We start from the raw sequence: 26425 nt of genomic DNA, 5'->3' as shown, positions 1-26425 counted from the left end.
GTCGGCACGACGCTGATGTGCGGCCACACGCGGGCGGGCAGGCTGGGCGGCATGGTGGCGGTGCTCGGCGATCGGCTGGCGCGTCCGGCGTGGTCGGACGTGGTGCTCGGCGCCGCGCTCGCGGTGGCCGTGGTCGCCGGCACGGTGGCGTCCTCGGTCGGGCAGGCCGACCGGTCCCGCCCCGTGGACGCGGTCGGGCTGGTGCTGCTGGTGGCGGCCGCGGCCGTGACGGCGGTGCCGCGGCGGACCATGCCGCTCGGTGCGTTGGCCGGCGCGGTACTGCTGGTCAACGCGTACCTGCTGGCCGGATATCCCTACGGGCCGGTGTTGCTGTGCCTGGTGATCACGGTGTTCGAGGTGGCCCGGCAGCGTCCGCTCGCCGTGTCGGCGGCGGCCGGCGGGCTGGCGGCGGTGATCTCGTCGGCAACCCTCTTGCTCAGGCTGATCGGCGACGGGCATTCCCCGGCGCTGCTGGCATTGGCCTGGACCGGCTGGATCGTGCTGCCGTGGTCGCTCGGCGCGCTGCTCCACGTGCGGGACGCGGCTCGCCGGCGCGCCCGCCGGGACCTGATCGCCCGCACCGCCCTCGAGGAGCGGATGCGGCTCGCCGGCGAAGTGCACGACATCGCCGGCCACGGCTTCGCGCTGGTCACCATGCAGGCCGGAGTCGCGTTACTCGTGTTCGACGAGCAGCGGGACCAGGCCCGGCTCTCGCTGGAGGCGATCCAGGAGACCAGCATCGCCGCGCTCGCCGACCTGCGCCGGATGCTGGACACCTTCCACCCCCGTTCGCCGGGGCCCGGCGACCCGGCCGGCGTCGCCGGCCTCGCCGGGCTCATCCAGCAGGTCCGGGCCGGCGGCCTGCCGGTGGAGGTGAGCACCGACGGTCCCGCCGAGCTGCCCGAGCAGCTGGGCGCCACGGTGTACCGGGTGGTGCAGGAGGCGTTGACCAACGTCCTGCGCCACGCCGGCCCCACCCGGGCCGAGGTCGCGATCCACCGCGGCGACCGGCACGTTCAGGTCCGGGTGGCCGACCGTGGCACCGGCCCGACCGCCACAGCGCCGGCCGGCCGTGGACTGGCCGGGATGCGCCGCCGGGTCGAGGAGCTTGACGGCCGGTTGGCCGCCGGCCCCCGTGACGGCGGCGGGTTCCAGGTCGTGGCCTGGCTGCCCGCGCCGGAGCCGGCCCGATGATCCGCGTGCTGCTGGTCGACGACCATCAACTGGTCCGGATGGGACTGCGGGTGCTCGTCGACCGCGAGGACGACATGCGGGTGGTCGGTGAGGCCGACAACGGCCGGCAGGCGCTCACCCGGCTCCGCCACAGCCCTGCCGACGTGATGCTGCTGGACATCCGGATGCCCGGCATGGACGGGCTGGAGGTGCTGCGCCACCTCGCCGCCGATCCGGCGTTACGCCCGGTGCGGGTCATCGTGGTCACCACGTTCGAAATCGACCAGTACGTGTTCGAGGCACTCGGCGCCGGGGCCAGCGGCTTCATCCTCAAGGACAGTGCGCCGGCCGAACTGGTGCACGCGGTCCGGGTCGTGGCGGCCGGCGAAGCGCTGCTGTCCCCTTCGGTGACCCGGCTGATGGTGTCCACCTTCGCGCAGCGCTGGGCCGTGCCCGCCACCGTCGACGGCCTGGACACCCTCACCGGCCGGGAGCGGGAGATCACCGCGTGGGTGGCCACCGGCCGGTCCAACGGCGAGATCGCCGAGGCGCTGTTCCTTTCGCCCGCCACCGTCCGCACCCACGTGGCGCGGGCGATGGGCAAGCTCAACGCCCGGTCCCGCGCCCAGCTCGTCGTGCTCGCCGTCCGGGCCGGGCTGGTTCTGCCGCGGGCATGAACCAGGCCCCGCACGAGGTGTATTGGGACACTTCGTACGGGGCCTGAAAACTGGGGCGGCGCGGCCTCAGCGGGCCGCGAGCCACTTGGACGTGCCGCCGCGGCCGGGCAGCCAGCAGCCCTTGGTCTGGGAGCCGTCCGGATCCTGCCGGTCGGGCAGCGCGAGCACCTCCGCGAGGACCTCCGTGGCGTCGCCATCGGCACGCCACAACCACTTCTCGGGTTCGAGGACGTTCTCCTCGGTGCCGGGCACCCGCAGGGCGACCACGTCGTCCTCGGCGTTGAGCCGGACGACGTCCACCACGTCGTCGTGGACCCGGACCCCGACCACGGCGAGCACCTCGCCGCGCTCGTCCGCCGGGTGCACGAACTGGTACCCGCGGGCGATCAGCTCCTGCAGGCCGGTTTCGATGTCGAGGATGTCACTGGAGGACATCGTCGAATTCCCCGTCCTTCGCTCCCGCGAGGAAGGCAGCCATTTCGGCGCGGGTGTAGACCAGCGCCGGTCCGGTCGGGAAACGCGAGTTGCGCATCGCGATTTCACCGGAGGCGAGAGGGGCGACCTCCACACAGTTGCCGACCGAGCCGCTGTAGCTCGCCTTGCGCCATGCGACGCCGGTCAGACGGTCGGCCGGAACACCGTTCTCGAACCGCTCAGCCATGATCGCCACCCTTCCGGGACGATGAAAAGCTCAGGAATCTGCATGTGCATTTGCTTGCGACTTCGACGCTAGCACGCGCGGTTGCAGCGGTAAATGCACGTGCAGAAGTTTTTGCAAGTTTCTCCCTACGTAACGACACAGTTCAGTAGAAAGTCCCAGTCAGGCGAACACACCACTACCCGATAGGGTGAATAGTTACGGTAAGTATTACTTTGCCGGGTAATGGTCGCGCTCCGCTCAACGGAACACCGAGGCCACGGGAAAGTGGAGTCAGATCTCCTGGCGGCGCTTCGCCAGCCGGGCCCGGCTGCGCTCCGGGGTCTCGGCGTCGACGGCCAGCAAGTCGAGCGCGCGGCCGTACTTCTCGATCTCGTCGCGCTTGTCGAGGTAGTGGGCGCCGGTGAGGTACTCGACGTACGCGATGTTCGGCAGTTCCGTCTCGGCGAAGCGCAGCAGGGAAAACGCGTGCTCGGCCGAGAGGCCACTTCGGCAGTACGGGAGGATCTGCACCGAAACGTGCGGCAGCGTGGTCACCTCGAGCAGGTACTCCAGCTGCTGCTTGAACACCTTCGGCCCGCCGATCGGCCGGTACAGCACCGACTCGTCGAGCACGGCCCAGATGCGCGGCGCGTCCGGGCGGGCCAGCATCTTCTGCCGCCGCATGCGCAGGGCCACCAGCTGGTCGACCCGCTCGTCCGCCATTTCCGGGCGGCCGTGGCTGAAGATGGCCCGCGCGTACTGCTCGACCTGGAGCAGGCCGGACACGAACAGCGGCTCCCAGATCTGGATCCGGGACGCCGCCTCTTCCAGGCCGACGAGGTCGGTGAACCAGCCCGGCACCGTTTCGCCGAACTTCCGCCACCAGCCGGCTTCGTTCGACTGCTTGACCATCTCGAGGAAGGCCTGGCGCTCTTCGACGTCGGCCACGCCGTACATCGTCAGCAGATCGCTGACGTCACGCTCCTTGAAGCCGACCCGGCCCAGTTCGAGGCGCGAGATCTTGGACTCCGAGCCGCGGATGTTGTAGCCGGCCTGCTGGCGGGTGATGCCCGCGTCCTCCCGCAGCCTGCGCAGCTGCGAGCCGAGGATCATGCGGCGGGCGGTGGGCCCGAGACTCGGCTCACCACCACCGGACGCGTTCACCGCGTTCATGACCGGACCTTCCGTACGCCGCTGGTTGACCTGGGGATTCAGCCCGACTACCCAAAGTACACCTACGGTGCCACGCCGTATAGCAAGGCTCGGGCCCCGTCCCGGCAGTCTACGGAGAGTCGGAGTCAAAGGACACAGTCAGGTGAGTATTGGCCGGTCCGGACCCGAGTGGATCAAAGCCGGACTACCGGGAGCCAGTGCGAAAGGTCGGCCCGGGTGCCCGACGCGGTCACGCGCCCGGCGTCCACGGCGCCGTCCCAGCCGAGCAGGCCGGTGGCCAGCTCGAGCCAGGTGCGCGGGTCCGTCTCGATCACGTTCGGCGGAGTGCCGCGGGTGTGCCGGGGCCCCTCGACGCACTGCACCGCCGCGAACGGCGGGACCCGGACCTCGACGGTGTGCCCGGGCGCGTCCTGCGCCAGCGTCCGCAGGCTCAGCCGGACGGCCGCGGCCAGCTCGGGCCGGGCCGGATCCGGGCCCCCGCCTCGCAGCCAGCCGGAAACGGCCAGCACCGCGGCTCGTAACTCAGCGGGGTCGACCGAACGCGATGAGGCCATGGGAGAACAGTAGAGTGGCCGTACACGAGATTTCTGGCACCCGGCACCGAGGGACGGCGATGGCGCAGCGGGACGAGGCAGATCGGACGGCTTCCCGGACCACCCCCGCGGAGCGCCGCGGGAAACAGCCTTCGGGCGGGCGGCACGGCCGCCGCGGCCCCCAGGGCAAGCCGGAGATCACCGAGGAGATGCGGGCCAACGCGCGGGCGAACCCCAACAGCTGGCTGTACGTCATCGACGAGGCCTTCGACCCCAACGGCCCGGTCCCCTCGTGGGCCGTCGTGGGCGCGTACCCGGTGAACGGCGGTGGCGACGTCGTCGAGGACTTCCACCCCAACGACCGCTACCGGCCCTCCCCGAAGGCGCTCGGCTTCCCCGAGCCCGCCAACGACCTCGAGCGGCTGCTCCAGCTCGTGCGCACGGAGCACCGCCCGGCCGAGGACCTGCCGCAGGTGATCCTGGACGCGACGCTGTTCGTCTACGCGATGTCGCCGATCCAGCGCACGATCATCGGCTTCCACAACACCGACGGCCGGGTGCTCGTGCCCGCGTACACGCGCAAGTCGCTGGTGCCGCGCGAATGGCCGCACGCCCGCGCCGTGCTGGGCCGCGACATCGTGGGCCTGCTGGCCGGCCACCCGGTGGCGGTCAACCCGCACGACCTGATCACGGCCGTCGTCCCGGCCGAGCACCTGATCAAGGCGCTGGCCGAAGAACGGCGCTGAATGGCACAGTATCGGCTCTGACCTGCGGAAATAACCCGACTGAGTGATCACCGATTCGCCGGAACGGCGGAGGGCGGGCATCGTGGCCCCGTAAGGAGTACACGCGTCCGGTTGGGAGTCCAGGGTGAAGCGTCGTAACCCGCTGCTGCGCTTCGGCGCGGTTCTCTTCGCCGGCGTGGCCGGGCTGGCGCTGTGCGGACCGCCCGCGGAGGCGACCCCCAGCTACGCCGGGGCCGACGACAACTTCGCCGGCTCGCAGATCGCGAAACACGAGGGCGTCGACGGCACGCCGAACGTCCAGTACGCGGCCGAAGACCAGGTGCTCGGCCACGACGTGAGCGGGCACCAAGGGGCCGTCGACTGGCCCTCGGCCGCGAACGCGGGCGCGAAGTTCGTCTACATCAAGGCGACCGAGGGCACCGGGTTCGTCAGCCCCCAGTTCACGCAGCAGTACAACGGTTCGTACGCCGTCGGGCTCGTCCGCGGCGCCTACCACTTCGCCCGGCCCGACGTCTCGGACGGCGCCACCCAGGCCGGCTACTTCATCGCGCACGGCGGCGGCTGGTCCGGCGACGGCAAGACCCTGCCGGGCGCGCTCGACATGGAGTACAACCCGTACGGCGACACCTGTTACGGCAAGGACCCGGGCTCGCTCGTCGCGTGGATCCAGTCCTTCTCGGACACCTACCGTGCGCGCACCGGCCGGCTGCCGACGATCTACACGTCCACGAGCTGGTGGAAGAAGTGCACCGGCAACACCCCCGCGTTCGGCGCGAATCCGCTGTGGCTGGCGCGCTACAACACCCAGGTCGGGGAGCTGCCCGCCGGCTGGCGCAGCCAGTCGATCTGGCAGTTCGCGGACCAGGGCGTGCTGCCGGGCGACCAGAACTGGCTCAACGGCCCCCTCGCGCTCCTGCGCAATCTGGCAATCGGGTGAACATTTGTTATCTGCTGCCGAATTGACGTTCATCCACTGAGGAAAATCACCCACGTGAACTTTTAACTTCGCGGAACTTGATGACAAACGCGAGCCTGTCCTCAAGAATCTCCCCACGGGCGGCTACCTGCACATAGCCGCCCTCAGCGAGGGTATCTGTGAAGGGATTCAACGATGTCCACTTCCCGAAGAGGACGGCGCTCGATTCTGCTCTCCGTCCTGGCCATCCCCACCGTGGCGCTCCTGCTCGGCTCCACGGCTCAGGCGACGGCCGTTCCGCACAACCCGGACCAGTCGGCGAATGAGATCAATGCGATCAACGCCGACATCATGGCCCACAACCACACACTGGGGTCGCAGATCCGGCGGGTCGAAGGCGACGCCTCCACCCCCGGCACCGACGCCGCGGCACAGCAGCCGCAGCCGGCCGCCGCCATTCCGAACCAGGTGCTGGCGACCACCGCCGGCATCGACGTCGCCAGTTATCAGGGCAACGTCGACTGGGCGAGCTGGTGGGGCCAGGGCAAGCGGTTCGTCTGGACCAAGGCGACGGAAAGCACCAACTACACGAACCCGTACTTCGCGCAGCAGTACAACGGTTCGTACAACCAGGGCTTCATCCGCGGCGCGTACCACTTCGCCACTCCGAATACCTCGAGCGGCGCCGCGCAGGCCACGTATTTCGTGGCGCACGGCGGCGGCTGGTCCGGGGACGGCAAAACCCTGCCGGGCGCGCTCGACATGGAGTACAACCCGTACGGCGACACCTGTTACGGGCTGAGCCAGGCGTCGATGGGCGCGTGGATCCGCGATTTCCACGACACCTATCACGCCAAGACCGGCCGCTGGCCCGTCATCTACACCTCGACGAGCTGGTGGAGCCAGTGCGTGGGCACGTCGCAGACCTTCGGCGACACCGTCCCGCTCTGGGTCGCGCGGTACGCCTCGTCGGTCGGCACGCTGCCGAACGGCTGGGGCTACTACACCGTCTGGCAGTACACCTCGAGCCCGCTTGACCAGGACACCTTCAACGGTGGGCTGGACCGGGTGCAGGCGCTGGCCAACGGCTGATCCACCGGTGGCTCCCGGCCGTCCCCGCCCTGAAGAGGCGGGCGGCCGGGAGCCGCTTTTGTGCCGAGCCGCCCGACCTTGCAGAATGCAGGCACTGTGGGGCGGAGGAACCGCCGGCGCTCACCGGGCGTCAGACCGCGGCGCGAATCGGTGCAGCAGGAAGGCGGAACCGGAGATGACCTACCCACCGCAGCCCGGGCAGGGCGGCCAGCCCGACCCTTACGGCCAGGGCTGGCAGCAGCAGCCCCCGTCGGGCGGGGTCCCGCAGCAGCCGGGCTGGGACCCGAACGCGCAGCAGCAGCAACAGCCGCAGGGCTGGGACCCCAACGCGCAGCAACAGCAGCCGGCGTGGGACCCGAACCAGCAGCAGCAGTACGGGCAGCCGTACCAGCAGGGCCAGCAGCCGTATCCGACCCAGCAGTACCCCCAGCAGGGCTGGGACCCCAACCAGCCGCAGCAGGGCTGGGACCCGAACCAGCAGCAGTACGGCCAGGGCTACGGCGGACCGGGCGGGCCGGGTGGGCAGCCGCCGCAGAAGAACAAGACCGCGTTGTGGGTCGGGATCGCCGTGGCGGTGGTGCTGGTCGTCGCGCTCGGCATCACCGGCTTCGTCGCCCCCGGGTTCTTCCTGAGCAAGGACAGCAACACGAACACCGCGCAGAACCCGCCTTCGCAGCAGCAGCTGCCGGGCTCCTCGGCGCCGGGGCTGCCGACGGATCAGTCCGCGCCGCCCACCGACCAGTCCGAATCGCCCGGCACGGGCGGCAGCAGCGACGCGGGCGCCGGCAAGTCGACCGTCGAGGCGTTCCTGGCGAAGATCAACGCGAAGGACGCCGCCGGCGCGACCTCGATGGTCTGCCAGGGCAGCGAGTCCTTCTCCAAGGACAGCATCACCGAGTCCACCGCCGGCACGCCGCAGCTGAAGGCGGGCGAGTACTCGGGCAGCGCGATCGTCACGGCCACGATCAGCGGCTCGGTGTCCGGCAAGGACGCCAACGGCTCGGTGATCGCCAGTTCGTTCGACGGCAAGTGGTGCATCGGCGGGTTCTTCGTCATCGCCTACTGACGCGGTGCGCTCCCCCCTGCTCTGGACGTTCGTCGCGTCTTTTGTGCTGCTCTGCGGGGTCGGCGGCTGGCTGCTGACCGACCCCGCGACGAGCCGCAGCGACGCGCTCAAGACCGCGGGCCTGGCCGGCGGCGCGGTCGTCGCGCTGTACGCACTGTGGCTCAACGACCGCCGCCGCCGCGTCGAGGAGGCACGGCAGGAAGTCGAGCGGCAGCGCCACGCCCTGGAGATGAGCCGCGCCGAGCAGGACCGCGAGCGGATCTCCGACGAGCGGTTCGCGAAGTCCGTCGAACTGCTCGGCCACGAGGCCGATCAGGTGCGGGTCGGCGCGCTGCACGCGCTGGCGGGCCTCGCGCGCAGCCGGCCGCAGTACACGCAGACGGTGCTGGACGTGCTGTGCTCGTACCTGCGCCGCCCGTTCACCCACACCCGGTACACCGACGGCGATGCCACGCCCGAAGACGAGCGGGAACTGCAAGTCCGCCTGACCGCGCAACGGCTCGTCGCCGACCTGCTGCCACCTGCGTCCGAAGTGGACGGTGAAAGTCACGACCTCGACCTGACCGGCGCAGTGCTGGAGTACCTCGACCTCTCCGGCCGCCGCATCGGTGGCCTGCTGCTGCGGTACGCGGCGCTCTACAGCAGCACCAACCTCAGCGGCTGCGTGATCACCGGCCGCGCCTACTTCACCACCGCGGGCACCGAGGACGGTCGGCAGATCGGCTACTTCCGTTGCCGGGGCGCGAAATTCCTCGACTACGCGTGGTTCAGCGGCACCAGGTTCAGCGAGAAGGCCGACTTCACCGAGACCGTCTTCAGCGGCCGCACGACGTTCAAGGACGCGGTGTTCGCCAAGGAGGCCGTGTTCACCGGCGCTTCCTTCGACGGCTCACTGGACCTGAGCCGCACGTCTTTCCAGGGCCCTGCCGAGCTGGACTTCGCGCGGGAGCCGGAACGGCCTTCGCTGTACAACACCAAGGTGCAGTCCACAAAGGATCTCCTGCTGCCGGAAGACTGGCAGGCGGAACCGCTACCCGACGGCTCCGCCCGCCTGACCCAGAAGTACTAGTCGAACAGCGCGGGCAGCGTGCTCTCGAACGCGGTGCGCAGCTCGTCGAGCGTGAACTCGGTGATGCCCTGCAGTTCCAGGGCACCGGACTCCGGGTCGACGACGCCGGTCTTGCGCCAGGGCAGGCCGCGCGCGGTGCACATCTCGGTGAACCGCAGCTCCTCGGTGCGCGGCACGGCGACCAGCACCCGGCCCGAGGACTCGGAGAACAGCTGCACGAACGGGTCCTGGTCGGCGTCGAGGAACACGCGCGCGCCGCACTGTCCGATGAGGACGGTCTCGACGAGCGCCTGCGCCAGGCCGCCGTCGGAGAGGTCGTGCGCGGCGGAGATCATGCCGTCACGCGAGCCGGCCACCAGGATCTCGCCCAGCAGCTTCTCGCGGGCCAGGTCGACGCGCGGGGGCACGCCGCCGAGGTGGCCGTGCAGCTCGCGGGCCCAGGCCGAGCCGTCCAGCTCGTCGTGGGTGTCGCCGAGCAGCAGCAGGGTTTCGCCGGCCTCCGCGCCGATGCCGGTCGGGATGCGGCGGGTGACGTCGTCGATCACGCCGAGCACGCCGATCACCGGGGTGGGCAGGATGGCCGTCGAGCCGGTCTGGTTGAAGAAGCTCACGTTGCCGCCGGTGACCGGGATGCCCAGCTCGACGCAGCCGTCGGCGATCCCGTGCACGGCCTGCTCGAACTGCCACATCACGGCCGGGTCGGTCGGGGCGCCGAAGTTCAGGCAGTCCGACACCGCGACCGGGGTCGCGCCGCCGGTGACCACGTTGCGGTACGCCTCGGCCAGCGCCAGCTGCGCGCCGCGGTACGGGTCGAGGTAGACGAACTTCGAGTTGCAGTCCGTGGCCACCGAGACGCCGCGGCCGCTGGACTCGTCGATCCGGATCATGCCGGAGTCCGAGGGCTGGGCGAGCACGGAATTGCCGCGCACGTAGCGGTCGTACTGCGCGGTCACCCATTCCTTCGAAGCCTGGTTCGGCGACGAGATCAGCTTCAGCAGGTCCGCGCGCAGCTCGTCCGGAGTGGACGGACGGGGCAGGCCGGCCGAGGTGTCCGCGATCAGGGCGTCCTGAGTGGACGGACGCTGGATCGGCCGGTCGTACACCGGGCCCTGGTGCGCGACGGTGTGCGCCGGGACGTCGACCACGACCTCGTCGTGCCAGGTGATCACCAGGTGCTCGCCGTCGGTGACCTCGCCGATGTCGGTGGCGATCACGTCCCACTTGCGGCAGACGGCCATGAACGCCTCGACGTTCTCCGGCGAGACGACCGCGCACATGCGCTCCTGCGACTCGCTGGAGAGCACCTCGGCCGGCGTCATCCCGGTGGCGCGCAAGGGAACCCGGTCGAGGTAGATCTGCATGCCGCCGTCACCCGCGGCCGCCAGCTCCGAGGTCGCGCAGGACAGCCCGGCGCCGCCGAGGTCCTGGATGCCGACGACCAGGTCGTCGGCGAACAGGTCGAGGCAGCACTCGATCAGCACCTTCTCGGTGGACGGGTCGCCGACCTGCACACTCGGCAGCTTCCGGCGGCCGGACGCCGACTCGTCGCCGGAGAAGGTGTCGCTGGCCAGCACGGAGACGCCGCCGATGCCGTCGAGGCCGGTGCGGGCGCCGAACAGGATGATCTTGTTGCCGGCGCCCGAGGCGAACGCCAGGTGCAGGTCCTCGACCCGCATCGCGCCGACGCACAGGGCGTTCACCAGCGGGTTGCCCGCGTACGACGGGTCGAACACCAGCTCGCCGCCGATGTTCGGCAGGCCGAGGCAGTTGCCGTAGCCGCCGACCCCCGCGACGACGCCGGGCAGCACGCGCTTGGTGTCCGGCGCGTCGGCCGGCCCGAAGCGCAGCGCGTCGGCCACCGCGAGCGGCCGGGCGCCCATGGCCATGATGTCGCGCACGATGCCGCCGACGCCGGTGGCCGCGCCCTGATAAGGCTCCACATAGGACGGATGGTTGTGGCTCTCCACCTTGAACGTGACGGCCCAGCCCTCGCCGATGTCGACGACGCCGGCGTTCTCGCCGATGCCCGCGAGCATCTTCGACTTCATCTCGTCCGTGGCCGTCTCGCCGAAGTAGCGCAGGTGCTTCTTCGAGGACTTGTACGAGCAGTGCTCGCTCCACATCACCGAGTACATCGCCAGCTCGGCGTCGGTCGGGCGGCGGCCGAGGATCTCGCGGATCCGCGCGTACTCGTCCTCGGCGAGGCCGAGTTCGACGTACGGCTGCGTCGTCTCCGGGGTTGCCGCGGCCCGCGCGGTGGTGTCAACGGTGCTGGTCACGGTGTCCGTGTCAGGGTTCGCCACGCGCTCAAGACTACGTGTTGAGCCGGTCACGCCTTCAGGTGGCCAGCCCGTTCGCCAGGGGATAAATCGGTCGCGCTTGTCGTGGCGAGCCGCTTACCGTTGGCAATCGTGCTCTCCGCCACGTACCCCTTCCCGACACCGCGGCTGCCCGACCGGCCGACGGCCGGACGCCTGCTGCTCGCCATGCTGCGCACGCGGCCGTGGCTGGTGGTCACCGCGGCCGTGACCGGCGCGCTGTGGTCGCTGCCGAGCGCGCTGCTGCCGCTGGTGATCGGCCGCGGCGTGGACGCGATCGCCGCGGGTGACACCGGCGCGCTCTGGCGGTGGGCGCTGGTCGCGGCCGGGCTCGGCGTGGTGCAGGCGGGCTTCGGCACGTGGCTGCACTTCGTGTCGTACGGCCTGTGGCTGCACGGCGCGGGCACCACCCAACGGCTCGTGACCTCGCACACCACGAGGCTGGGCGCGGTGCTGCGCGAGGCGACGACCACCGGCAACGTGGTCGCGGTCACCTCCTCGGACATCAACTGGATCGGCAACACCTTCGAGGTGATCGGCCGGACGGTGGGCTCGATCGTCGCGTTCGTGGTGATCGGGATCGCGATGCTGTCCTCGTCGCCGCTGCTCGGGATCGTCGCGCTGGTCGGCGTGCCGCTGGCGGTGCTCGGCATCGGGCCGCTGCTGCGGCCGCTGCAGAAGCGCAAGGCGGTGCAGCGGGAGAATCTGAGCGAGGTCAACGCGCTGGGCGCCGACATCGTGTCCGGCCTGCGGATCCTGCGCGGAGTCGGTGGCGAGCGGCGGTTCCTGAAGCGGTTCCGCGTGGCGAGCCAGCTGGTGCGCCGGTCCGGGGTCGAGGTCGGGCGCAGCGAGGCCTGGCTGGCGGCCGCGGCGATCCTGCTGCCGGGCCTGGTCACGATCGCGATCACCTGGCTGGGCGCGCGACTCGCGCTCGACGGGACCATCGGCGTCGGCGAGCTGGTGGCGTTCTACGGCGTCTCGGCGTTCCTGGTGGTGCCGGTGGACACCGCGACGGAGGCGGTCGGCGCGCTCAGCTCGGGCACGGTGTCGGCGCGGAAGATCTGCGCCCTGCTGTCCCTGCGGCCGAAGCTGGCCGAGTCCGCTTCGCCGGTGCCGCTGCCCGAGGGGCAGCTGGACCTGGTCGACACCGAGAGCGGCATCCGCGTCGCGCCCGGCCGGCTGACCGTGGTCGACCTCGGCGCCGAGGCGGAGGCGATCGCCGAGCGGATGGCCCGTTTCGCCGACGCGGCCGAGGGCGAGCGTGTGCTGGTCGGCGGCGTGCCCGCGGACCAGGTCGCGCTGGCGGAACTGCGCGCCCGCGTGGTGTTCGCGCACAACCAGGACATCTGGTTCTCCGGTGTGCTGCGCGACCAGCTGACGCCCGCCCGGCCCAGCGACGTCGGCGTCACCGAGGCGCTGTACGCGGCCGACGCCGACGACATCGTGGAGGCCCTGCCCAAGGGCGTCGACGAGGTGATCGGCGAGCGCGGCCGGGAGGTCTCGGGCGGCCAGCGGCAACGGCTGAGCCTGGCGCGGGCGCTGGCCGTGGACGCCGACGTGCTGCTGCTCGACGAGCCGACCTCGGCCGTCGACGCGCACACGGAGGCCAGGATCACGAAGCGCGTCGCGCAGCTGCGGCGCGGACGGACGACCGTCGTCTTCAGCCAGAGTCCTTTGTGGATTCACGTGGCGGACGACGTGGTGAGCGCGAAAGCGGTGACGGTGTGAAACGGCTTCCCCTGGCCTCGCGGCGCGAGGTCCGGCGCTGGGTGCTGAGCACGGCGGCCGAGCACCGTCGCGAGTTCAGCGTGATGCTCGGCCTGTTCTTCCTGGCCACGCTGATCGGGCTGGCCGGGCCGCAGCTGCTCGGCCAGCTGGTCGACGGCGTCGTCAGCGGCAGCAGCACCACCCGCGTCGACCTGCTGGCGGGCGGCTTCGTCGTGGTGCTCGTGCTGCAGGCGCTGGCCAAGAAGGCGGCGCGGCTGCGCGGGCGGATGTTCGGCGAGCGCGTGCTGGCGCAGACCCGCGAACGGTTCGTGACGAACGCGTTGGACCTGCCGCTCGGCACCGTCGAGGCGGCCGGCACGGGCGACCTGCTCAGCCGCGCGACGAGCGACATCAGCCGGCTGGACCACGCCGTGCGCTTCGCCGCGCCGGAGATCCTGATCGCCGTGGTGACCGTGCTGCTCACGACCGTGGCGATGATCGTCACCTCGCCGCTGCTCGCGTTGGGGCTGCTGGTGGCCTTGCCGCTGCTGGTGCCGGTGAACATCTGGTACCAGCGGCGGATCCCGTCGCGGATGGCGTGGATGCTCGACCGCTGGGGCGACCTCCAGTCGGCCACCCACGAGACGGTCGAGGGCGCGCGGACCACGGAGGCGCTGGGGCTGGCCGAGCGGCGCATCCGCACCGGCACCGACGCGCTGGACCAGGCCGTGCTCGGCGAGCGGCGGATGCGGGCGTTGCAGCTGCGCTGGCTGCCGTCGCTGGAGATCAGCTACGTGCTGCCGATCGCGGTGATGCTGCTGATCGGCACGTTCGCGTACAGCCGGGGCTGGGCCGGGCTGGGCACGATCACGACCATGCTCGCGTACGCCCAGGCCATGACCGCGCCGCTGAACGAGGCGCTGTTCTGGATGGAGGACCTGCAGGTGGCGCTGGCCGCCGCGCGCCGGATCCTCGGTGTGAAGCCGTCTTCGTCGACGGCGGCGAAGGACGCGTCGGTGCCGCGCGGGCGGGACATCACCGTCGAGGACGTCCGCTTCGGCTACACCGAGGACCGCGAGGTGCTGCACGGCATCGACCTGCGGGTGCCGCGCGGCGAGCGGCTGGCGATCGTCGGCCCGTCGGGCGCGGGCAAGTCGACCCTCGGCCGGCTGCTGGCGGGCATCTCGGCGCCGACGGCGGGATCCATCCGCGTCGGCAGCACCGAAGTGTCCACGCTGGCGGACGACGTCCTGCGCGGCGAGGTCCTGCTGCTCACGCAGGAGCACCACACGTTCTCCGGCACGCTGCGCGAGAACCTGTCGCTGCCCGCCCGCCGCGACGGGGGCGACTGGACGGACGAGGAGCTGACCGCCGCGCTGGCTTCGGCCGGGGCGGCCGAGTGGGCGGCGGCGCTGCCGGACGGGCTGGACACGAAGCTGGGCTCGGGCGCGTACGCCGTGCCCGCGGGCCTGGCCCAACAGCTGGCGCTGGCCCGCGTCGTCCTGGCCGACCCGCACACGCTGGTCCTGGACGAGGCGACGTCGCTGCTGGACACGGGCTCGGCGCGTGAGCTGGAACGTTCGCTGAACGCGGTCCTCGCGGGCCGCACGGTGATCGCGATCGCCCACCGCCTCCACACGGCGGCCGCCGCGGACCGCGTCGCCGTGGTCGAGGGCGGGCGCATCACGGAACTCGGCTCGCACGCGGAGCTGATCGCCGCGGGCGGCCCATACGCCCGGCTGGTGGCGGCTGCGGGCTGAGGCGACGACGAAAACGGCCTCGCACCGAACGTCCGGTGCGAGGCCTTTCCCGTACAGCTCAGACCTTCGCGAGCGCGTCCACCGCGCTGTAGAACATGCCGAGACCATCGTCGGACGGGCCGGTCAGCGCGTCGATCGCGTGCTCGGGGTGGGGCATGAGGCCGACGACGCGGCCGCTCTCGCTGCGGATGCCCGCGATGTCGTTGCGGGAGCCGTTGGGATTGCCGCCCACGTAACGGAACGCGACGCGGCCCTCGGCCTCCAGCATGTCCAAAGTGGACTGCTCGGCCATGTAGCAGCCGTCGTTGTTCTTCAGCGGGATCAGGATCTCCGCGCCCTGTTCGTACCGCGTGGTCCAGGCCGTCTCGTTGTTCTCGACGCGGAGCCACTGGTCGCGGCAGACGAAGTGCAGGCCGACGTTGCGGATCATCGCGCCGGGCAGCAGGCCGGCTTCGCAGAGGATCTGGAAGCCGTTGCAGATGCCGAGCACGGGCATGCCCTTGCGGGCCGCCTCGATCACCGACGTCATCACCGGCGCGAAGCGCGCGATCACGCCGGCACGCAGGTAGTCGCCGTAGGAGAAGCCGCCGGGGACGACGACGCCGTCGACGCCGTGCAGGTCGTCGTCGGCGTGCCACAGGGGCACGGCCTCGGCGTCGGCGTAACGGACCGCGCGCGCGGCGTCGCCGTCGTCGAGGGTGCCGGGGAAGGTGATGACGCCGATCCGGGCGCTCACGCGTCCACCCGCCGGATCGTCCACTGCTCGATCACGGGGTTGGCGAGGAAGCCCTCGGCGATCTTGGCGAGCGTCTCGTCGTCGACGGAATCGTCGACCTCGAGCTCGAAGTGCTTGCCCTGGCGCACGTCCGCGACCCCGCTGAAGCCCAGCCGCGGCAGCGCGCGGGCCACCGCCTGGCCCTGCGGGTCGAGGATCTCGGGTTTCGGCATGACGTCGACGACGACTCGGGCCACGGCAGGCTGCTCCTTATTCACGCAGGTCGTGGGTACGGCCCGAGCCTACTTGACCGGTCCGGCCGCCCGCCCGACCGGGCCGGGCGCTGTCCGACTGGCCACGGCGGTGCGCCAGGAGGATGCTGCTCGCGAGGCCTTTCCCCAGGCCGCGGGCTGGGCCATGATGAGTCGTTGGCAGCACGTCAACATGAGCAGCTGGAGGCATCGTGGCCGGTCAGGAGTCCTTCGACTACGTCATCGTCGGCGCGGGCAGCGCGGGGTGCGTGCTGGCCGCCCGGCTGAGCGAGGACCCGTCGGCGCAGGTGCTGCTGCTCGAAGCCGGCGGCGAGGACACCGCCGACGAGATCCACATCCCGGCCGCGTTCGCTTCGCTGTTCAAGACCCGCTGGGACTGGAACTACGAGACCGTCGAGCAGAAGCACACCGGCAAGCCCGCCTACTGGCCGCGCGGCAAGATGCTCGGGGGCAGCTCGTCCATCAACGCGATGATCTACATCCGCGGCAACCGCGCCGACTACGACGGCTGGCGCGATGCCCACGGCGCCACCGGCTGGGGCTGGGACGACGTGCTGCCGTACTTCAAGCGCGCCGAGGGCAACCAGCGTTTCGACGGGCCCCTGCACGGCACCGACGGCCCGCTGCACGTCGAGGACCGCCGCTTCACCCACGAGCTGTCGAGCGCCTGGGTCGACAGCGCGGTGGACTGGGGGCTCAAGCGCACCGAGGACTTCAACGGCGAGACGCAGGAGGGCGCGGGCGTCTACCAGGTCACCTGCAAACGCGGCCGACGCTGGTCCACCGCCGACGCCTACCTGCGGCCCGCGCTTTCGCGGCCGAACCTGACCGTGCGCACCCACGCGCAGGCGACCCGCGTGGTCTTCGAGGGCACGCGCGCGGTCGGTGTGTCCTATATGGACAAAGGCGTGGAGGTGACGGCCCGCGCCTCGGCCGAGGTGCTGCTGTCCGGCGGCGCGGTGAACTCGCCGCAGCTGCTGATGCTTTCGGGCGTCGGACCGGCCGAGCACCTGCGTGAGCTGGGAATCGACGTGGTGACCGGGCTGAGCGGCGTCGGCGACAACCTGCACGATCACCCGGCCGCCGGGATCATCTGGTCCACCAAGGGCACCACGGACCTCGTCGACGCCGCCACCCCGGCCGGGCTCGTGCGTTACCAGCTGACGCGGCGCGGCCCGCTGGTGTCGAACATCGGCGAGGCCGGCGCGTTCTTCTCCACCCGCGACGGCCTGCCCGGCCCGGACATGCAGGTGCACGTCGCCCCGACCCTGTTCTACGACAACGGCATGCGCGAGCCCACGATGCCCGGCTTCACCTCCGCGGCCACCCTGGTCGAGGTCGCCAGCCGGGGCCGCCTCCGGCTGAAGTCCGCGAACCCGATGTGGAAGCCCGAAATCGACCCGGCGTACTACGCGGAGCCGATCGACCTGGACATCATGAAGTCCGCCCTGCGCTCGCTGATCGAGATCGGCCGCTCCGGCCCGCTCGCACGGTTCCTGGACAAGCCCTTCCTGCCGTCCACCCACGAGCTGTCGGACGACGCGCTGACCGACCACGTCCGCGAGAACACCCAGACGCTGTATCACCCGGTCGGCACCTGCGCGATCGGCTCGGTCGTCGACCCGGACCTTCGCGTCCGCGGGGTGGACGGCCTGCGGGTCGTCGACGCTTCGGTGATGCCGGTGGTGCCGCGCGGCAACACCAACGCGCCGACGATCATGATCGCGGAGAAGGCGGCCGACCTGATCCGCTCGGTGTAGCGGCCCGGCAGATCTCCTGCAGCCGGTCCGCCATCTCCAGCTGGGTCCGCAGGTTTTCCGCCCCTGGCACGTAATTGAGGTCGAAGAAGACCTCGTCGACGCCCACGGCGGCGAGCCGGCCGACGTCCTCGGCGATCTGGTTCCAGCTGCCGGTGGTGAACTGGCGGCCTTCCTCCGGCAGGTCCGCGCCGTCGGGGGTGAGCGCGACGTTGGCGCGGACGATCGTCGGCAGATCACCGGCTTCGCGGCCGCTCGATTTCGCCGCGGCGTGCACGAGGTCCCGCATATCGACGAGGTTGCCGACGGGGACGGCGGCCGGGTTGAAGCCGTCGGAAAGACGCCCCACGCGGTCCAGGGCCTTCGGGCTGAAGCCGCCCATGAGGATCGGCAGCGGGTCCTGGACCGGCTTCGGGCCGATGATCGACGGCGGGATCGTGTAGTGCTCGCCGGAGAACTCCACCGGATCGGGACCCCAGACCGCCCGTAACGCCCGGACCGCTTCTTCGGTCATCCGGCCGCGGTGGCGCATCGGCACTCCGGCGGCCTCGAACTCGTCGGCCGACCAGCCGAGCCCGACGCCCACGGTGAGCCGGCCGTGCGAGAGCTGATCCAGCGTCGCGAGCCGTCGGCCCAGCAGCACGGGGTTGTAGAAGGGCAGGTTGAGCACGCTCACGCCGAGCCGGACGCGCTCGGTCACGGCGGCCGCGTAGGTCAGGACGGTGAGGTGCTCGAACACCCGCTTGGCCACCGGGTCGAGCCGGCCGTCGGGCCTTGCCGGGTAAGGGGTTTTCGGCTCGACGGGGTAGAGCACCCGATCGCCGGTCCACAGGGAGTCCCAGCCGTTGCGCTCCGCGTACAACGTGAAGTCCCGGATGTTCTCGGTGGTCGCTTGCGCCCCCAGATGCGGGAGACTCAGGCCGATCTTCATGGCTGCGGCCCCTTTCAGCGGGCGTCGACGTGGAGCGAGAAGTCGAAGCTCTTCACGCCGTGGCGGCCGAGGCCCATCATCAGCAGGCCGGTTCCCTCCAGCCGGCGGGCCATCGCCAGCGGACCGGCGTCCAGCGGGCGCATCCCGATGCCGGTGACGAACGCCGAAACACTCGCCTTGGCCTGCTCGTCGTCGCCGGCGAGGAACACGTCCAACGGCCGGCCTTCGCCGGGATCGGCGGCCAGGACGTGGCCGAAGATCGTGTTGAACGCCTTCACGACGTGCGCGCCGGCGGGCGCGGCCTTGGCGATCTCTTCCGCGGCGGAGGTTCCGTCGGGAACGAGGAGTTCGGTGAAGTCGGGCGAAAAGGCATTGCTGATGTCCACGATCACCTTGCCCGCCAACGCATCCCCGTACTGGCCGACGATCGAGGCGGCGCCGGCGTACGGCACCGCCAGGATCACGAGGTCGCCGGCCGGGGCGGCGCCGAACGTCCCCACCGTGGCCCCGCCCAGCTCGCGGGCGAGCTCGGCGGCCTTGGCCGGGTCTCGGCCGATGACCTCGAGACTGTTGCCGCCCTTGAGCGCGCGGGCGCCCAGGGCGCGAGCCATGCCTCCCGCGCCGATGATGCTGATGCTGCTCACGGTTCGTCCCGCTTTCGGTAGTGCGTGTTCCGTCAAGGGGTCCAACCGCCGGTGCCGAGCCACCCTTCCCGTCTTGGAATCGATATAAATACCGTTAGTGATAAGTTTTATTCATGCCAACGTTGAGGGCGCTCGAGTGCCTGCTCGCCGCCGCGGAACTGGGGTCGGTGACTCGCGCCGCCCACCACCTCCACCTCTCCCAACCGGCGATCTCCCACCAGCTGGCCGCTCTCGAACGGGAGGCCGGGACCGCGCTGCTGATCCGCGACCGCCGCGGAGTCCGCCTCACCGCGGCCGGACGCGCCGCGTCGGCCGAAGCGCGTCGAGCCGTGGATGCGGCCTCGGACGCCATCCGGCTCGCCCGCGCCGTCGGGCAGGGCGTCGGCGGCACCGTTCGCGTGGAGTGCGCGCAAAGCCTCACGGTCGGGTTGCTGGCTCCGGTGCTGGCAGACTGGCACCGCGACCGCCCCGACATCACCATTTCGTTCCGCGAGAGCACAAATCTGGAAAGGAGCTTCGCGACGCTGGAGTCCGGCGAGACCGATCTCCTCCTGTTCGCCGACCCCGGCAAAACCGAGTTCATGACGACCACCGTCGCCGAAGAAGAGGTCGTCGTGGCCCTTCCGGCCTCGCATCCGCTCGCTTCCCGCCCGGCCATCCGGCGGCAGGAACTCCAGGGCCTGCCGTTTGTCCACTTCACGACCGAGAACGGGCTCGGCAGCTGGATCGAGGACCGCCTCGACGACGTCGACCTGCGGAGATCGGTAGTGGCCCGCACTGCCGTGACGACTCACGCGCCCCAGCTGGCGGCCACCGGACTGGGCGTGGCCGTCGTCCCGATCAGCGCCATCACCGCCGGTTTCCCCGGGGCGGTCCGGCCGTTCGAACCACGATGGCGGCGACGTCTCGTCGCGATGACCACCACCCCGCGTGATCCGCTCACCACGCGACTGGTCGACGATCTTCGCGAAGCGGGCCTGCGGATACCGGACGACGTTGCCCGGCAATTGGTTTCTTGCCTGGGTTGAGCTGACGGCGGTGTCCGTCACACCGAATGCTCGGAGCACAAGCACTTCGCTCCCGTTTCGAGCCATTCCCGGCCGGCCCATTCCGGGTACCGCTGGATCATCAACGCCGAAATCTCCTCGACGATGGTTCCCTCGCTCATCGCCGAATCACGACGGGTCCAGGTTTCGTCTCGAAGCAGGGTCAGGTAATCGCGGACGTCGGCGAGCAGACTGGCGTCACCAATGGCGCCGTGGCCGGGGACGACAACCCGCGGGGGCTCGGCGGCCAGGCACTGCATCACGGCGAGCCAACGGGTGCCCGAAACGTCGACGCCGTGCGGCGGGAACCACGGGAAAATCGCGAACTGGCCCGCTTCCACCAGGTCCCCGGTGAACAGGACGTCCGCGTCGGGCACCTTCACCACCTGGTCGCCCCGGCTGTGCGCGCGGCCGGTGGCCCGCAGTTGCACGACGCGACCGCCCAGGTCCAGGTCGTACGCCTGGCCGTAAACGACGTCGGGCTGGGCCAGCTCAACGCCCTCCAGCCGGCGCGCGACCGCGTCGCCGAGCCCCCGGAACATCCCGAGGTAGCCGGGACCCTTCGTCCTGAGGTCGTCGGCTTGGGCCTGGTTGACCAGGAACGTCGCCTTTCCGGCGAATACCTGCGCGCCGAATGCGTGCTCGGGGTGGAAATGCGTGGTCGTCAGGTAAAGTTTTCGACCTCGCGCGTGCTCCTCCGCGAATTTCAGCACGATTTCCGCGTTGCTCGGGCCCATTCCCGTTTCGACAATGAGTACAGCCTCTTTTCCGCCGATGATGCCGATATTCGGGACGAGCGGAACATTCCGGTCCGGAATCACCACCAGATCGGGGGCTATCTCCTGGACTTCCCCCACCTGAACGACCGGATCTGACGAAACTTGTTCGGCCATGACAATTTCTCCCCGTGACAAACGAGCCGCCCGCGGAAAGGGGCGGTGTCCCCAGTCCATCGCGGGCTCGCGCGGTTGTCCAAGTCCGATTCCGTGCCGCCGATACCGTCCGAGTATTGTCGCTGGTGATGGACTTACGCGAGCTACGTTATTTCGTGGCGGTCGCCGAGGAGCTGCATTTCGGCCGGGCCGCCACGCGGCTGAACATGACCCAGCCGCCGCTGAGCCGGGCCATCAAACAGCTCGAGACGGAACTCGGCCAGGTCCTGCTGCACCGCTCGCCCAGCGGGGTGGCGCTCACCGCCGCCGGCTCGTCGCTCTACGACGAGGCACGCACCCTGCTGGCGCAGGCCGACCGGGTTCGCGCCAAGGTCACCGCGGCGGCCGGCGCGGCGACCATCACCGTCGGCACCCTCGCCGACAGCGCCGAGCAAGTCGGCACCCGGCTCGCCGCCGCGTACCGCGAACGTCATCCGGGGCTGCACGTCCGGATCCGCGAGGCGGACCTGACCGACCCGACTGTCGGCCTGCGCAGCGGCCAGGTCGACGTGGCCCTCACCCGCGCGCCCTTCGACGAAACGGGCATCGTCACCCACGTGCTGCGCACCGACCCGATGGGCGTGGTCCTGCGCGCGGACGATCCCTTGGCCGGCCGGGAAAGCCTCCACTCCGGCGACCTCGCCGACCGCCTGTGGTTCCAGCTGCCGGAGGGCACCGACCCGATCTGGCGCGCGTATTGGCGCAGCCCGAGCGGCGCGCTCCAGGACGGCCCGGTCGTGCGGACCGTCCACGAATGCCTGCAGGCCGTCCTGTGGAACGGCTCGGTGGGGATGACGCCACTTATCCACAAGCTGCCCGTGGGGCTGACCACGGTGCCACTGGTGGACATGCCGCCCAGCAACCTGGTTGTCGCCTGGGTCGGTGCCAACCCCGGGCCGCTCATTCGCTCGTTCGCCCAGCTCGCCGTGGCCGTTTACCGATCGGACCGCCCAACCCGTTACTAATCCGACCGGAAGTAGGCGGACACGGGCCGCAGCCGATTTGCTTGTAGGGACCCGTTTCCGCCGTGGCTGTAGTCGGATTAGTAACGACCGGCACAGTAGGTCCGGCCCAGCGAGTCTTGGCCCCGATCGATCATCCACAGGACCGTTTGGGTCGGACCTAACGAAGCTTGCGGAGCGTGTCCGGGGTCAGATCGGCGAGGGTGGGGTAGCCGTCGACGGCCATGATGAGGTCGGCTTCGGCCAGGAGGGTGCGGAGGACGTGGACCACTCCGTTCGCACCGTCCAGGGCCAGGCCCCAGGCGTAGGGGCGGCCGACCCCGACCGCGGTGGCGCCCAAGGCCAGCGCCTTGATCACGTCGGCGCCCGAGCGGACCCCCGAGTCGAACAGGACCGGGACATCACCGGCCGCCTCTGCCACACCGGGCAGGCAGGCAAGAGCCGGTAGACCGCCGTTGGCCTGACGGCCGCCGTGGTTGGAGCAGTAGATTCCGTCGACGCCGCCGTCGATGACCCGGCGCGCGTCGTCGGGGTGCTGGATGCCCTTGACGATCAACGGCAGTTTCGTCAGCGACCGCAGCCACGGCAGATCGTCCCAGGTCAGCGGGCTGCCGAAGAGCTGAGCCCACAGGCCGACGGCCGCCAACAGGTCCTCCTCCGGCGCCTTGCCGAGGAGCTTGCGGAAGACCGGGTCGGTGAAGTAGTTGGCGAGGCAGTGCCCGCGCAGCTGGGGAAAGTTGCTTGTGGACAAGTCGCGCGGGCGCCAGCCCGTGACCCAGGTGTCGAGCGTGACCACGATGCCCTTGAAGCCCGCCGCCTCCGCGCGTTGGACCAGCGACGCGGCCAGGTCCCGGTCGGTCGGGGTGTAGAGCTGGAAAAAGCCAGGCGTGTCACCGAATTCGGGGGCAACCTGTTCCATCGGGTCGGCGGTGAGCGTCGAGGCGACCATCGGCACGCCGGTCTTCGCGGCGGCCCTGGCGGTCGCGAGGTCGCCGTGGCCGTCCTGCGCGCAGATCCCGATGACCCCCACCGGCGCCAGGAAAAGCGGGCTCGGCAGTTTCAGGCCGAACAGGTCGACCGACAGGTCACGCTCCTTGGCACCGACGAACATCCGCGGGACGAGGCCCCAGTCGCCGAAGGACTCGACGTTGCCGCGCTGGGTGGCCTCGTCGCCGGCACCACCGGCCACATAGGACAGAACCGACGGCGGAAGTGCTTGGGCCGCGCGGGCTTCCAACTCGGCGTAGGCCATCGGCATGGTCGGCACCCGGCCGGTGAGCCCGGCGAAGTAGATCTCGTTCTGGAAGTCGCCGAAGGACGAAGGGCGAGTCATGGTGCTCTTTCTGCTCGGTCCACACCCGGTCAGGTGCGGCACACCACGGCCGTCGACCGGGTGTGGACAACCCACCTGGCCACGGGCAACCGGCCGCAGTCGGCTTCCGGTCGATGTGCGGGAATGACTGGGTCGGACCTAACGCTTACCGTGCATGATGGTGATCAGCTTGGCCACCAGCGCGTCTGTGGATTCCTTGCGGTCGAAGGAGGTCAGCGTGAGCGGCGCGGTGAAACGCTGCCGTGCGACGGCCTTCGACCGGGCGAACTCACGCAGGCCTTCCGGGCCGTGGATCCGGCCGAAGCCGGAGTCGCCGACGCCGCCGAAGGGCAGCGAGGCGATGCCGGCGAAGGACAGCGGCGCGTTGATGGCCGTCATGCCGGTGCGGAGCCGGTTCGCGAGCTCCACGCCGCGCGACTTCGAAAAGACCGTCGAGCCCAGGCCGTACCTGGTGGCGTTGGCCTTGTCCACAGCCTCGTCCATGTCGCGGACCTTGGCGATCGTCACGGTCGGGCCGAAGGTCTCCTCGCGCACGGCCTCCGAGTCCTCGGGAACGTCCACCAGCACGGTGGGCTGGGCATAACGATCGCCGACGGAGTCGACGCCCCCGATGACCGCGCGGCCACCGCGTTCGATGGCGTCGGCGATGTGGCGGCGGATCACCGCGAGCTGCGAGGGCATCGTGACCGGGCCGTACTGGGCGTCTTCGTCGGAGCCCGCGCGGATGTCGCGGGACTTTTCCACAACCTTGGCCACGAACTCGTCGTGCACCCGTTCGTGGACGTACACCCGCTCGACGCCGATGCAGGTCTGGCCGGAGTTCGAGAAGGCGCCCCACACGGTGGCGTCGGCGGCGGCGTCGAGGTCCGCGTCCGCGTCGACGAGCACCGGGTCCTTGCCGCCGGCCTCGATCACGACCGGGGTGAGCGTCTGGGCCGCGGCCGCCATGATCTTCTTGCCGGTGGCGGTGGATCCGGTGAAGGCGATTTTGTCCACACCCGCGCCGACCAGCGCCGCGCCGGTCTCGCCGAAGCCCGTCACGAGCTGCAGCACCGGGTGCTCCGGGACGATCTCGGCGAAAGCATCCACAAGCCACTTGCCCACACCCGGGGTGTACTCGCTGGGCTTGAACACCACGGCGTTGCCGGCCGCGAGCGCGTACACGATCGAGCCGAGCGGGGTGAACACCGGGTAGTTCCATGGGCCGATCACACCGACCACGCCGAGCGGCCGGTACTCCACCGTCGCCGCCTGGTTCGACATCAGCAAGCCGGCCGAACGGCGTTGCTTGCCGAGGATCTTGCGCGCGTGCTTGCCTGCCCACGCGATGTGCTCGATGGCCAGGACGCTCTCGAGCTGGGCGTCGGCGATCGGCTTCCCGGTCTCGTCGCGCACCACCTGGCACAGCTGCGGCAGGCGTCGCGTGATCACGCCCTTCCACTGCCGGAGCCGATCCGCGCGGCCGGCGTAACCGAGGCCGTCCCACCACTCGGCCGCGGCGCGAGCGCTGTCGACGGCGGCGCGCACGTCTTCGGCGCTGTGCACCGGGTACGTGCCCACGACCTCGTCGGTCGCCGGGCTGAGCGAATCGAAGGTCTCGCCGACCGAAGTCGGCTTCGGCTGGACGGCGGTCATCGGCGTCTCCCCTTGCTCTCGGCTACGGCCCAGGCTACGAGGTTGCTGACGCAGTGCCAATACTCGCCCGAGACTCACCGCCAGCATCGCATCGGGGGCGCCCGGGGGAAAGGGTAGCCACGCCGTGCCCAGCTCGGAGCCTGAATGGGATGGCCGTCAGGTGTGATGGGAGGGGCAGAAGTGACTCGTGTGGTCACCGAGGCGATGCCTCGCAAGAATCCCTCAGCCGGGTGGCGGTGAAGAGAGCCGCCGCGACGCCCGGCAGCGGGGCAAGCCACAACGGCAGCACCCCGACGGCCAGCGCCCCCAGACCGAACCCGCAGGACTGCACCGTGAACGACAGCGAGAACCCCTCCGACCGGCGACCCTTCGGAAGTAACCGCTGCATGTTCACCGAGGCCACCGCAACGAGCGGCCCCGTCGCGACGCCCACCAACACCACCCCGACCATCAGCCCGAACCACCCAAGCCCCGCGGCGACGACCGTCCCACCCACGACGAAGCCCCCCAGGAACAACCGGGGCCGCCAGGCACTTCCGCGCCACGCGTAGAGGCCACTCCCCGCGATACTGGCCCCACACAACACGGCCACAACCAACGGCGCCAAGCTGTCCGGCGCACCAAGCCGCTGCACCAGCGGCAACGGCGCAACCTCGATCGTCGAGAGCAACAACCCAACAGTGAACTGGCACGCCAACCACGGCAGACAACGCCCGAGCGGGACCCTCGCACCGAAACCACGCGCGACGGCCACCTTGTCACCAACGCCCCACCCCGCTACGGACGACTCGGAGCGATGCTGCGGGCCCGGGCGGTGCGCCTGGTGGTGCGCCAGATCCGGGCGATCCGACGACGCTGGGCAGTGCGACGGGCGGCGCGCCGGGTCCGGGTGGCACGCCGGGTGGCGCGGTGGGTCCAGCCGGTGCGCCGGATCCAGGCAATGCGACGGCGCTGGGCAGTGCGGCGGGTCCGAGTGGTGCGGTGGGTCCAGACGGTGCAGCGAGTCCTGGCGGTGCACCGAGTCCGCGGGGACTGCGGGAATTGGTCGCGGCGCTGGCCGTGGGTCGCGGTCTGGCCTCAGGTTGGTGGGCATCGCGCCGGGTTGCGGTGGATCCGCGGGTCGCGGCGGGGCTGGAGGCAGCAGCGAGCCAACCGATCGCGGCGGATCCGCAGGGCGCGGCCGATCCGGAGACAGCGGCGGGTCCACAGACCGCGACGAATCCGCGGATCGCCGCCCGTCCGGAGACAGCGGTGAGCCAACCGATCGCGGCGGGACCGGAGGTCGTGGCGGATCCGCATCGAGTGGCGGGACCGGAGGTCGTGGTTGG

The 26425-nt window shown here is 70.6% G+C and carries 24 protein-coding genes and 1 pseudogene; 12 read left to right on the top strand and 13 right to left on the bottom strand.

What is annotated here, in order from left to right:
• The first annotated feature begins 15 nt into the window (after positions 1-15).
• On the top strand, positions 16-1194 hold the full coding sequence (locus BMY97_RS34185; protein ID WP_245787635.1) for a sensor histidine kinase: 1179 nt from the start codon (positions 16-18) through the stop codon (positions 1192-1194).
• A complete protein-coding gene (locus BMY97_RS34180; protein WP_091625265.1) occupies positions 1191-1850 on the top strand; it encodes a response regulator in 660 nt (219 codons plus the stop codon). The genes BMY97_RS34185 and BMY97_RS34180 overlap by 4 nt, the downstream gene beginning before the upstream one ends.
• A 66-nt stretch (positions 1851-1916) precedes the next feature.
• Here BMY97_RS34180 and BMY97_RS34175 read toward each other — a convergent pair whose 3' ends face one another.
• From BMY97_RS34175 to BMY97_RS34160, 4 genes are all read right to left on the bottom strand, one after another.
• Positions 1917-2285, bottom strand: a complete 369-nt coding sequence (locus tag BMY97_RS34175) for a hypothetical protein (protein ID WP_091625263.1) — start codon at positions 2283-2285, stop codon at positions 1917-1919.
• Entirely contained in the window at positions 2272-2511 is a 240-nt protein-coding gene (locus BMY97_RS34170; RefSeq protein WP_091625446.1) for a DUF397 domain-containing protein, read from the bottom strand. The genes BMY97_RS34175 and BMY97_RS34170 overlap by 14 nt, the downstream gene beginning before the upstream one ends.
• 270 nt (positions 2512-2781) lie before the next feature.
• Complete coding sequence (locus BMY97_RS34165; RefSeq protein ID WP_091625260.1) at positions 2782-3663, bottom strand: helix-turn-helix domain-containing protein; 882 nt, start codon at positions 3661-3663, stop codon at positions 2782-2784.
• 173 nt (positions 3664-3836) lie between these two features.
• Positions 3837-4217 (bottom strand): sterol carrier family protein, encoded by a 381-nt coding sequence (locus BMY97_RS34160; protein WP_177231673.1) that lies wholly within the window; start codon positions 4215-4217, stop codon positions 3837-3839.
• A gap of 59 nt (positions 4218-4276) precedes the next feature.
• Between BMY97_RS34160 and BMY97_RS34155 the strand changes: the two genes are divergently transcribed.
• The 5 genes from BMY97_RS34155 (at position 4277) to BMY97_RS34135 (ending at position 9085) form a co-directional block, all read left to right on the top strand.
• Positions 4277-4942 carry a type VII secretion system-associated protein gene (locus BMY97_RS34155; RefSeq protein WP_091625255.1) on the top strand — a complete coding sequence of 222 codons (666 nt, stop codon included), beginning with the start codon at positions 4277-4279 and terminating at the stop codon, positions 4940-4942.
• Between the two features lie 124 nt (positions 4943-5066).
• Positions 5067-5879, top strand: coding sequence for a lysozyme (locus tag BMY97_RS34150; RefSeq protein WP_091625252.1), 813 nt, complete (start codon positions 5067-5069; stop codon positions 5877-5879).
• 174 nt (positions 5880-6053) lie between these two features.
• On the top strand, positions 6054-6950 hold the full coding sequence (locus tag BMY97_RS34145) for a lysozyme (protein ID WP_091625249.1): 897 nt from the start codon (positions 6054-6056) through the stop codon (positions 6948-6950).
• Positions 6951-7125: 175 nt separating this feature from the next.
• Positions 7126-8016 (top strand): hypothetical protein, encoded by an 891-nt coding sequence (locus BMY97_RS34140; protein WP_091625247.1) that lies wholly within the window; start codon positions 7126-7128, stop codon positions 8014-8016.
• A 4-nt stretch (positions 8017-8020) separates the two neighbouring features.
• On the top strand, positions 8021-9085 hold the full coding sequence (locus tag BMY97_RS34135) for a pentapeptide repeat-containing protein (protein ID WP_091625244.1): 1065 nt from the start codon (positions 8021-8023) through the stop codon (positions 9083-9085).
• Here the strand turns inward: BMY97_RS34135 and purL are convergent.
• Positions 9082-11388, bottom strand: a complete 2307-nt coding sequence (purL, locus tag BMY97_RS34130; protein ID WP_245787634.1) for a phosphoribosylformylglycinamidine synthase subunit PurL — start codon at positions 11386-11388, stop codon at positions 9082-9084. The two genes, BMY97_RS34135 and purL, sit on opposite strands and share 4 nt — an antisense overlap.
• 108 nt (positions 11389-11496) lie before the next feature.
• Between purL and BMY97_RS34125 the strand changes: the two genes are divergently transcribed.
• Together BMY97_RS34125 and BMY97_RS34120 are read left to right on the top strand one after the other, a co-directional pair.
• A complete protein-coding gene (locus tag BMY97_RS34125) occupies positions 11497-13131 on the top strand; it encodes an ABC transporter ATP-binding protein (RefSeq protein ID WP_091625243.1) in 1635 nt (544 codons plus the stop codon).
• Positions 13128-14870 carry an ABC transporter ATP-binding protein gene (locus BMY97_RS34120; protein WP_091625240.1) on the top strand — a complete coding sequence of 581 codons (1743 nt, stop codon included), beginning with the start codon at positions 13128-13130 and terminating at the stop codon, positions 14868-14870. Before BMY97_RS34125 ends, BMY97_RS34120 begins: the two co-directional genes overlap by 4 nt.
• A 58-nt stretch (positions 14871-14928) precedes the next feature.
• Here BMY97_RS34120 and purQ read toward each other — a convergent pair whose 3' ends face one another.
• Complete coding sequence (gene purQ / locus BMY97_RS34115) at positions 14929-15606, bottom strand: phosphoribosylformylglycinamidine synthase subunit PurQ (protein WP_091625238.1); 678 nt, start codon at positions 15604-15606, stop codon at positions 14929-14931.
• The gene (purS, locus tag BMY97_RS34110) at positions 15603-15842 is read right to left on the bottom strand and encodes a phosphoribosylformylglycinamidine synthase subunit PurS (protein ID WP_091625235.1); all 240 of its coding nucleotides are present in this window, start codon (positions 15840-15842) and stop codon (positions 15603-15605) included. The genes purQ and purS overlap by 4 nt, the downstream gene beginning before the upstream one ends.
• A 206-nt stretch (positions 15843-16048) precedes the next feature.
• On the opposite strand from purS, the gene BMY97_RS34105 reads away from it, so the two are divergent.
• Positions 16049-17617 (top strand): GMC family oxidoreductase, encoded by a 1569-nt coding sequence (locus tag BMY97_RS34105; protein ID WP_091625233.1) that lies wholly within the window; start codon positions 16049-16051, stop codon positions 17615-17617.
• On the opposite strand, the gene BMY97_RS34100 is transcribed toward BMY97_RS34105, so the two are convergent.
• Both BMY97_RS34100 and BMY97_RS34095 read right to left on the bottom strand, forming a co-directional pair.
• Positions 17574-18545: an LLM class F420-dependent oxidoreductase gene (locus tag BMY97_RS34100; RefSeq protein ID WP_091625230.1), complete on the bottom strand. Its 972-nt coding sequence runs from the start codon at positions 18543-18545 to the stop codon at positions 17574-17576. The two genes, BMY97_RS34105 and BMY97_RS34100, sit on opposite strands and share 44 nt — an antisense overlap.
• A 14-nt stretch (positions 18546-18559) precedes the next feature.
• Positions 18560-19189 (bottom strand): NADPH-dependent F420 reductase, encoded by a 630-nt coding sequence (locus BMY97_RS34095; RefSeq protein ID WP_091625228.1) that lies wholly within the window; start codon positions 19187-19189, stop codon positions 18560-18562.
• 113 nt (positions 19190-19302) lie between these two features.
• Here BMY97_RS34095 and BMY97_RS34090 point away from each other — a divergent pair, with 113 nt between their 5' ends.
• Positions 19303-20217, top strand: coding sequence for a LysR family transcriptional regulator (locus BMY97_RS34090; RefSeq protein WP_091625225.1), 915 nt, complete (start codon positions 19303-19305; stop codon positions 20215-20217).
• Positions 20218-20234: 17 nt separating this feature from the next.
• On the opposite strand, the gene BMY97_RS34085 is transcribed toward BMY97_RS34090, so the two are convergent.
• Positions 20235-21128, bottom strand: coding sequence for an MBL fold metallo-hydrolase (locus BMY97_RS34085; RefSeq protein WP_091625222.1), 894 nt, complete (start codon positions 21126-21128; stop codon positions 20235-20237).
• Positions 21129-21256: 128 nt separating this feature from the next.
• Between BMY97_RS34085 and BMY97_RS34080 the strand changes: the two genes are divergently transcribed.
• The gene (locus BMY97_RS34080; RefSeq protein WP_091625440.1) at positions 21257-22132 is read left to right on the top strand and encodes a LysR family transcriptional regulator; all 876 of its coding nucleotides are present in this window, start codon (positions 21257-21259) and stop codon (positions 22130-22132) included.
• A gap of 157 nt (positions 22133-22289) precedes the next feature.
• On the opposite strand, the gene BMY97_RS34075 is transcribed toward BMY97_RS34080, so the two are convergent.
• From BMY97_RS34075 to BMY97_RS49675, 3 genes and pseudogenes are all read right to left on the bottom strand, one after another.
• Positions 22290-23462 (bottom strand): lactate 2-monooxygenase, encoded by a 1173-nt coding sequence (locus tag BMY97_RS34075; protein ID WP_091625220.1) that lies wholly within the window; start codon positions 23460-23462, stop codon positions 22290-22292.
• A 138-nt stretch (positions 23463-23600) separates the two neighbouring features.
• The gene (locus BMY97_RS34070) at positions 23601-25097 is read right to left on the bottom strand and encodes an aldehyde dehydrogenase family protein (protein ID WP_091625217.1); all 1497 of its coding nucleotides are present in this window, start codon (positions 25095-25097) and stop codon (positions 23601-23603) included.
• A gap of 193 nt (positions 25098-25290) precedes the next feature.
• Positions 25291-25824 (bottom strand): annotated as a pseudogene (locus BMY97_RS49675) (MFS transporter); the annotation flags it as partial.
• Positions 25825-26425 lie beyond the last annotated feature (601 nt).

The sequence above is a fragment of the Amycolatopsis saalfeldensis genome (assembly GCF_900110575.1).
GTDB lineage: Bacteria > Actinomycetota > Actinomycetes > Mycobacteriales > Pseudonocardiaceae > Amycolatopsis > Amycolatopsis saalfeldensis.
The sequence above is the reverse complement of the archived record's forward strand: the minus strand, read 5'-3'. Positions and strand labels throughout refer to the sequence as shown.

What these genes read in the sequence shown, in the direction of transcription:
- BMY97_RS34185 (WP_245787635.1), top strand. Translation starts at nt 16, where the DNA reads ATGTGCGGCCACACGCGGGCGGGCAGGCTGGGCGGCATGGTGGCGGTG.
- BMY97_RS34180 (WP_091625265.1), top strand. Translation starts at nt 1,191, where the DNA reads ATGATCCGCGTGCTGCTGGTCGACGACCATCAACTGGTCCGGATGGGA.
- BMY97_RS34175 (WP_091625263.1), bottom strand. Translation starts at nt 2,285, where the DNA reads ATGTCCTCCAGTGACATCCTCGACATCGAAACCGGCCTGCAGGAGCTG.
- BMY97_RS34170 (WP_091625446.1), bottom strand. Translation starts at nt 2,511, where the DNA reads ATGGCTGAGCGGTTCGAGAACGGTGTTCCGGCCGACCGTCTGACCGGC.
- BMY97_RS34165 (WP_091625260.1), bottom strand. Translation starts at nt 3,663, where the DNA reads ATGAACGCGGTGAACGCGTCCGGTGGTGGTGAGCCGAGTCTCGGGCCC.
- BMY97_RS34160 (WP_177231673.1), bottom strand. Translation starts at nt 4,217, where the DNA reads ATGGCCTCATCGCGTTCGGTCGACCCCGCTGAGTTACGAGCCGCGGTG.
- BMY97_RS34155 (WP_091625255.1), top strand. Translation starts at nt 4,277, where the DNA reads ATGGCGCAGCGGGACGAGGCAGATCGGACGGCTTCCCGGACCACCCCC.
- BMY97_RS34145 (WP_091625249.1), top strand. Translation starts at nt 6,054, where the DNA reads ATGTCCACTTCCCGAAGAGGACGGCGCTCGATTCTGCTCTCCGTCCTG.
- BMY97_RS34140 (WP_091625247.1), top strand. Translation starts at nt 7,126, where the DNA reads ATGACCTACCCACCGCAGCCCGGGCAGGGCGGCCAGCCCGACCCTTAC.
- BMY97_RS34100 (WP_091625230.1), bottom strand. Translation starts at nt 18,545, where the DNA reads ATGAAGATCGGCCTGAGTCTCCCGCATCTGGGGGCGCAAGCGACCACC.
- BMY97_RS34090 (WP_091625225.1), top strand. Translation starts at nt 19,303, where the DNA reads ATGCCAACGTTGAGGGCGCTCGAGTGCCTGCTCGCCGCCGCGGAACTG.
- BMY97_RS34085 (WP_091625222.1), bottom strand. Translation starts at nt 21,128, where the DNA reads ATGGCCGAACAAGTTTCGTCAGATCCGGTCGTTCAGGTGGGGGAAGTC.
- BMY97_RS34080 (WP_091625440.1), top strand. Translation starts at nt 21,257, where the DNA reads ATGGACTTACGCGAGCTACGTTATTTCGTGGCGGTCGCCGAGGAGCTG.
- BMY97_RS34075 (WP_091625220.1), bottom strand. Translation starts at nt 23,462, where the DNA reads ATGACTCGCCCTTCGTCCTTCGGCGACTTCCAGAACGAGATCTACTTC.
- BMY97_RS34070 (WP_091625217.1), bottom strand. Translation starts at nt 25,097, where the DNA reads ATGACCGCCGTCCAGCCGAAGCCGACTTCGGTCGGCGAGACCTTCGAT.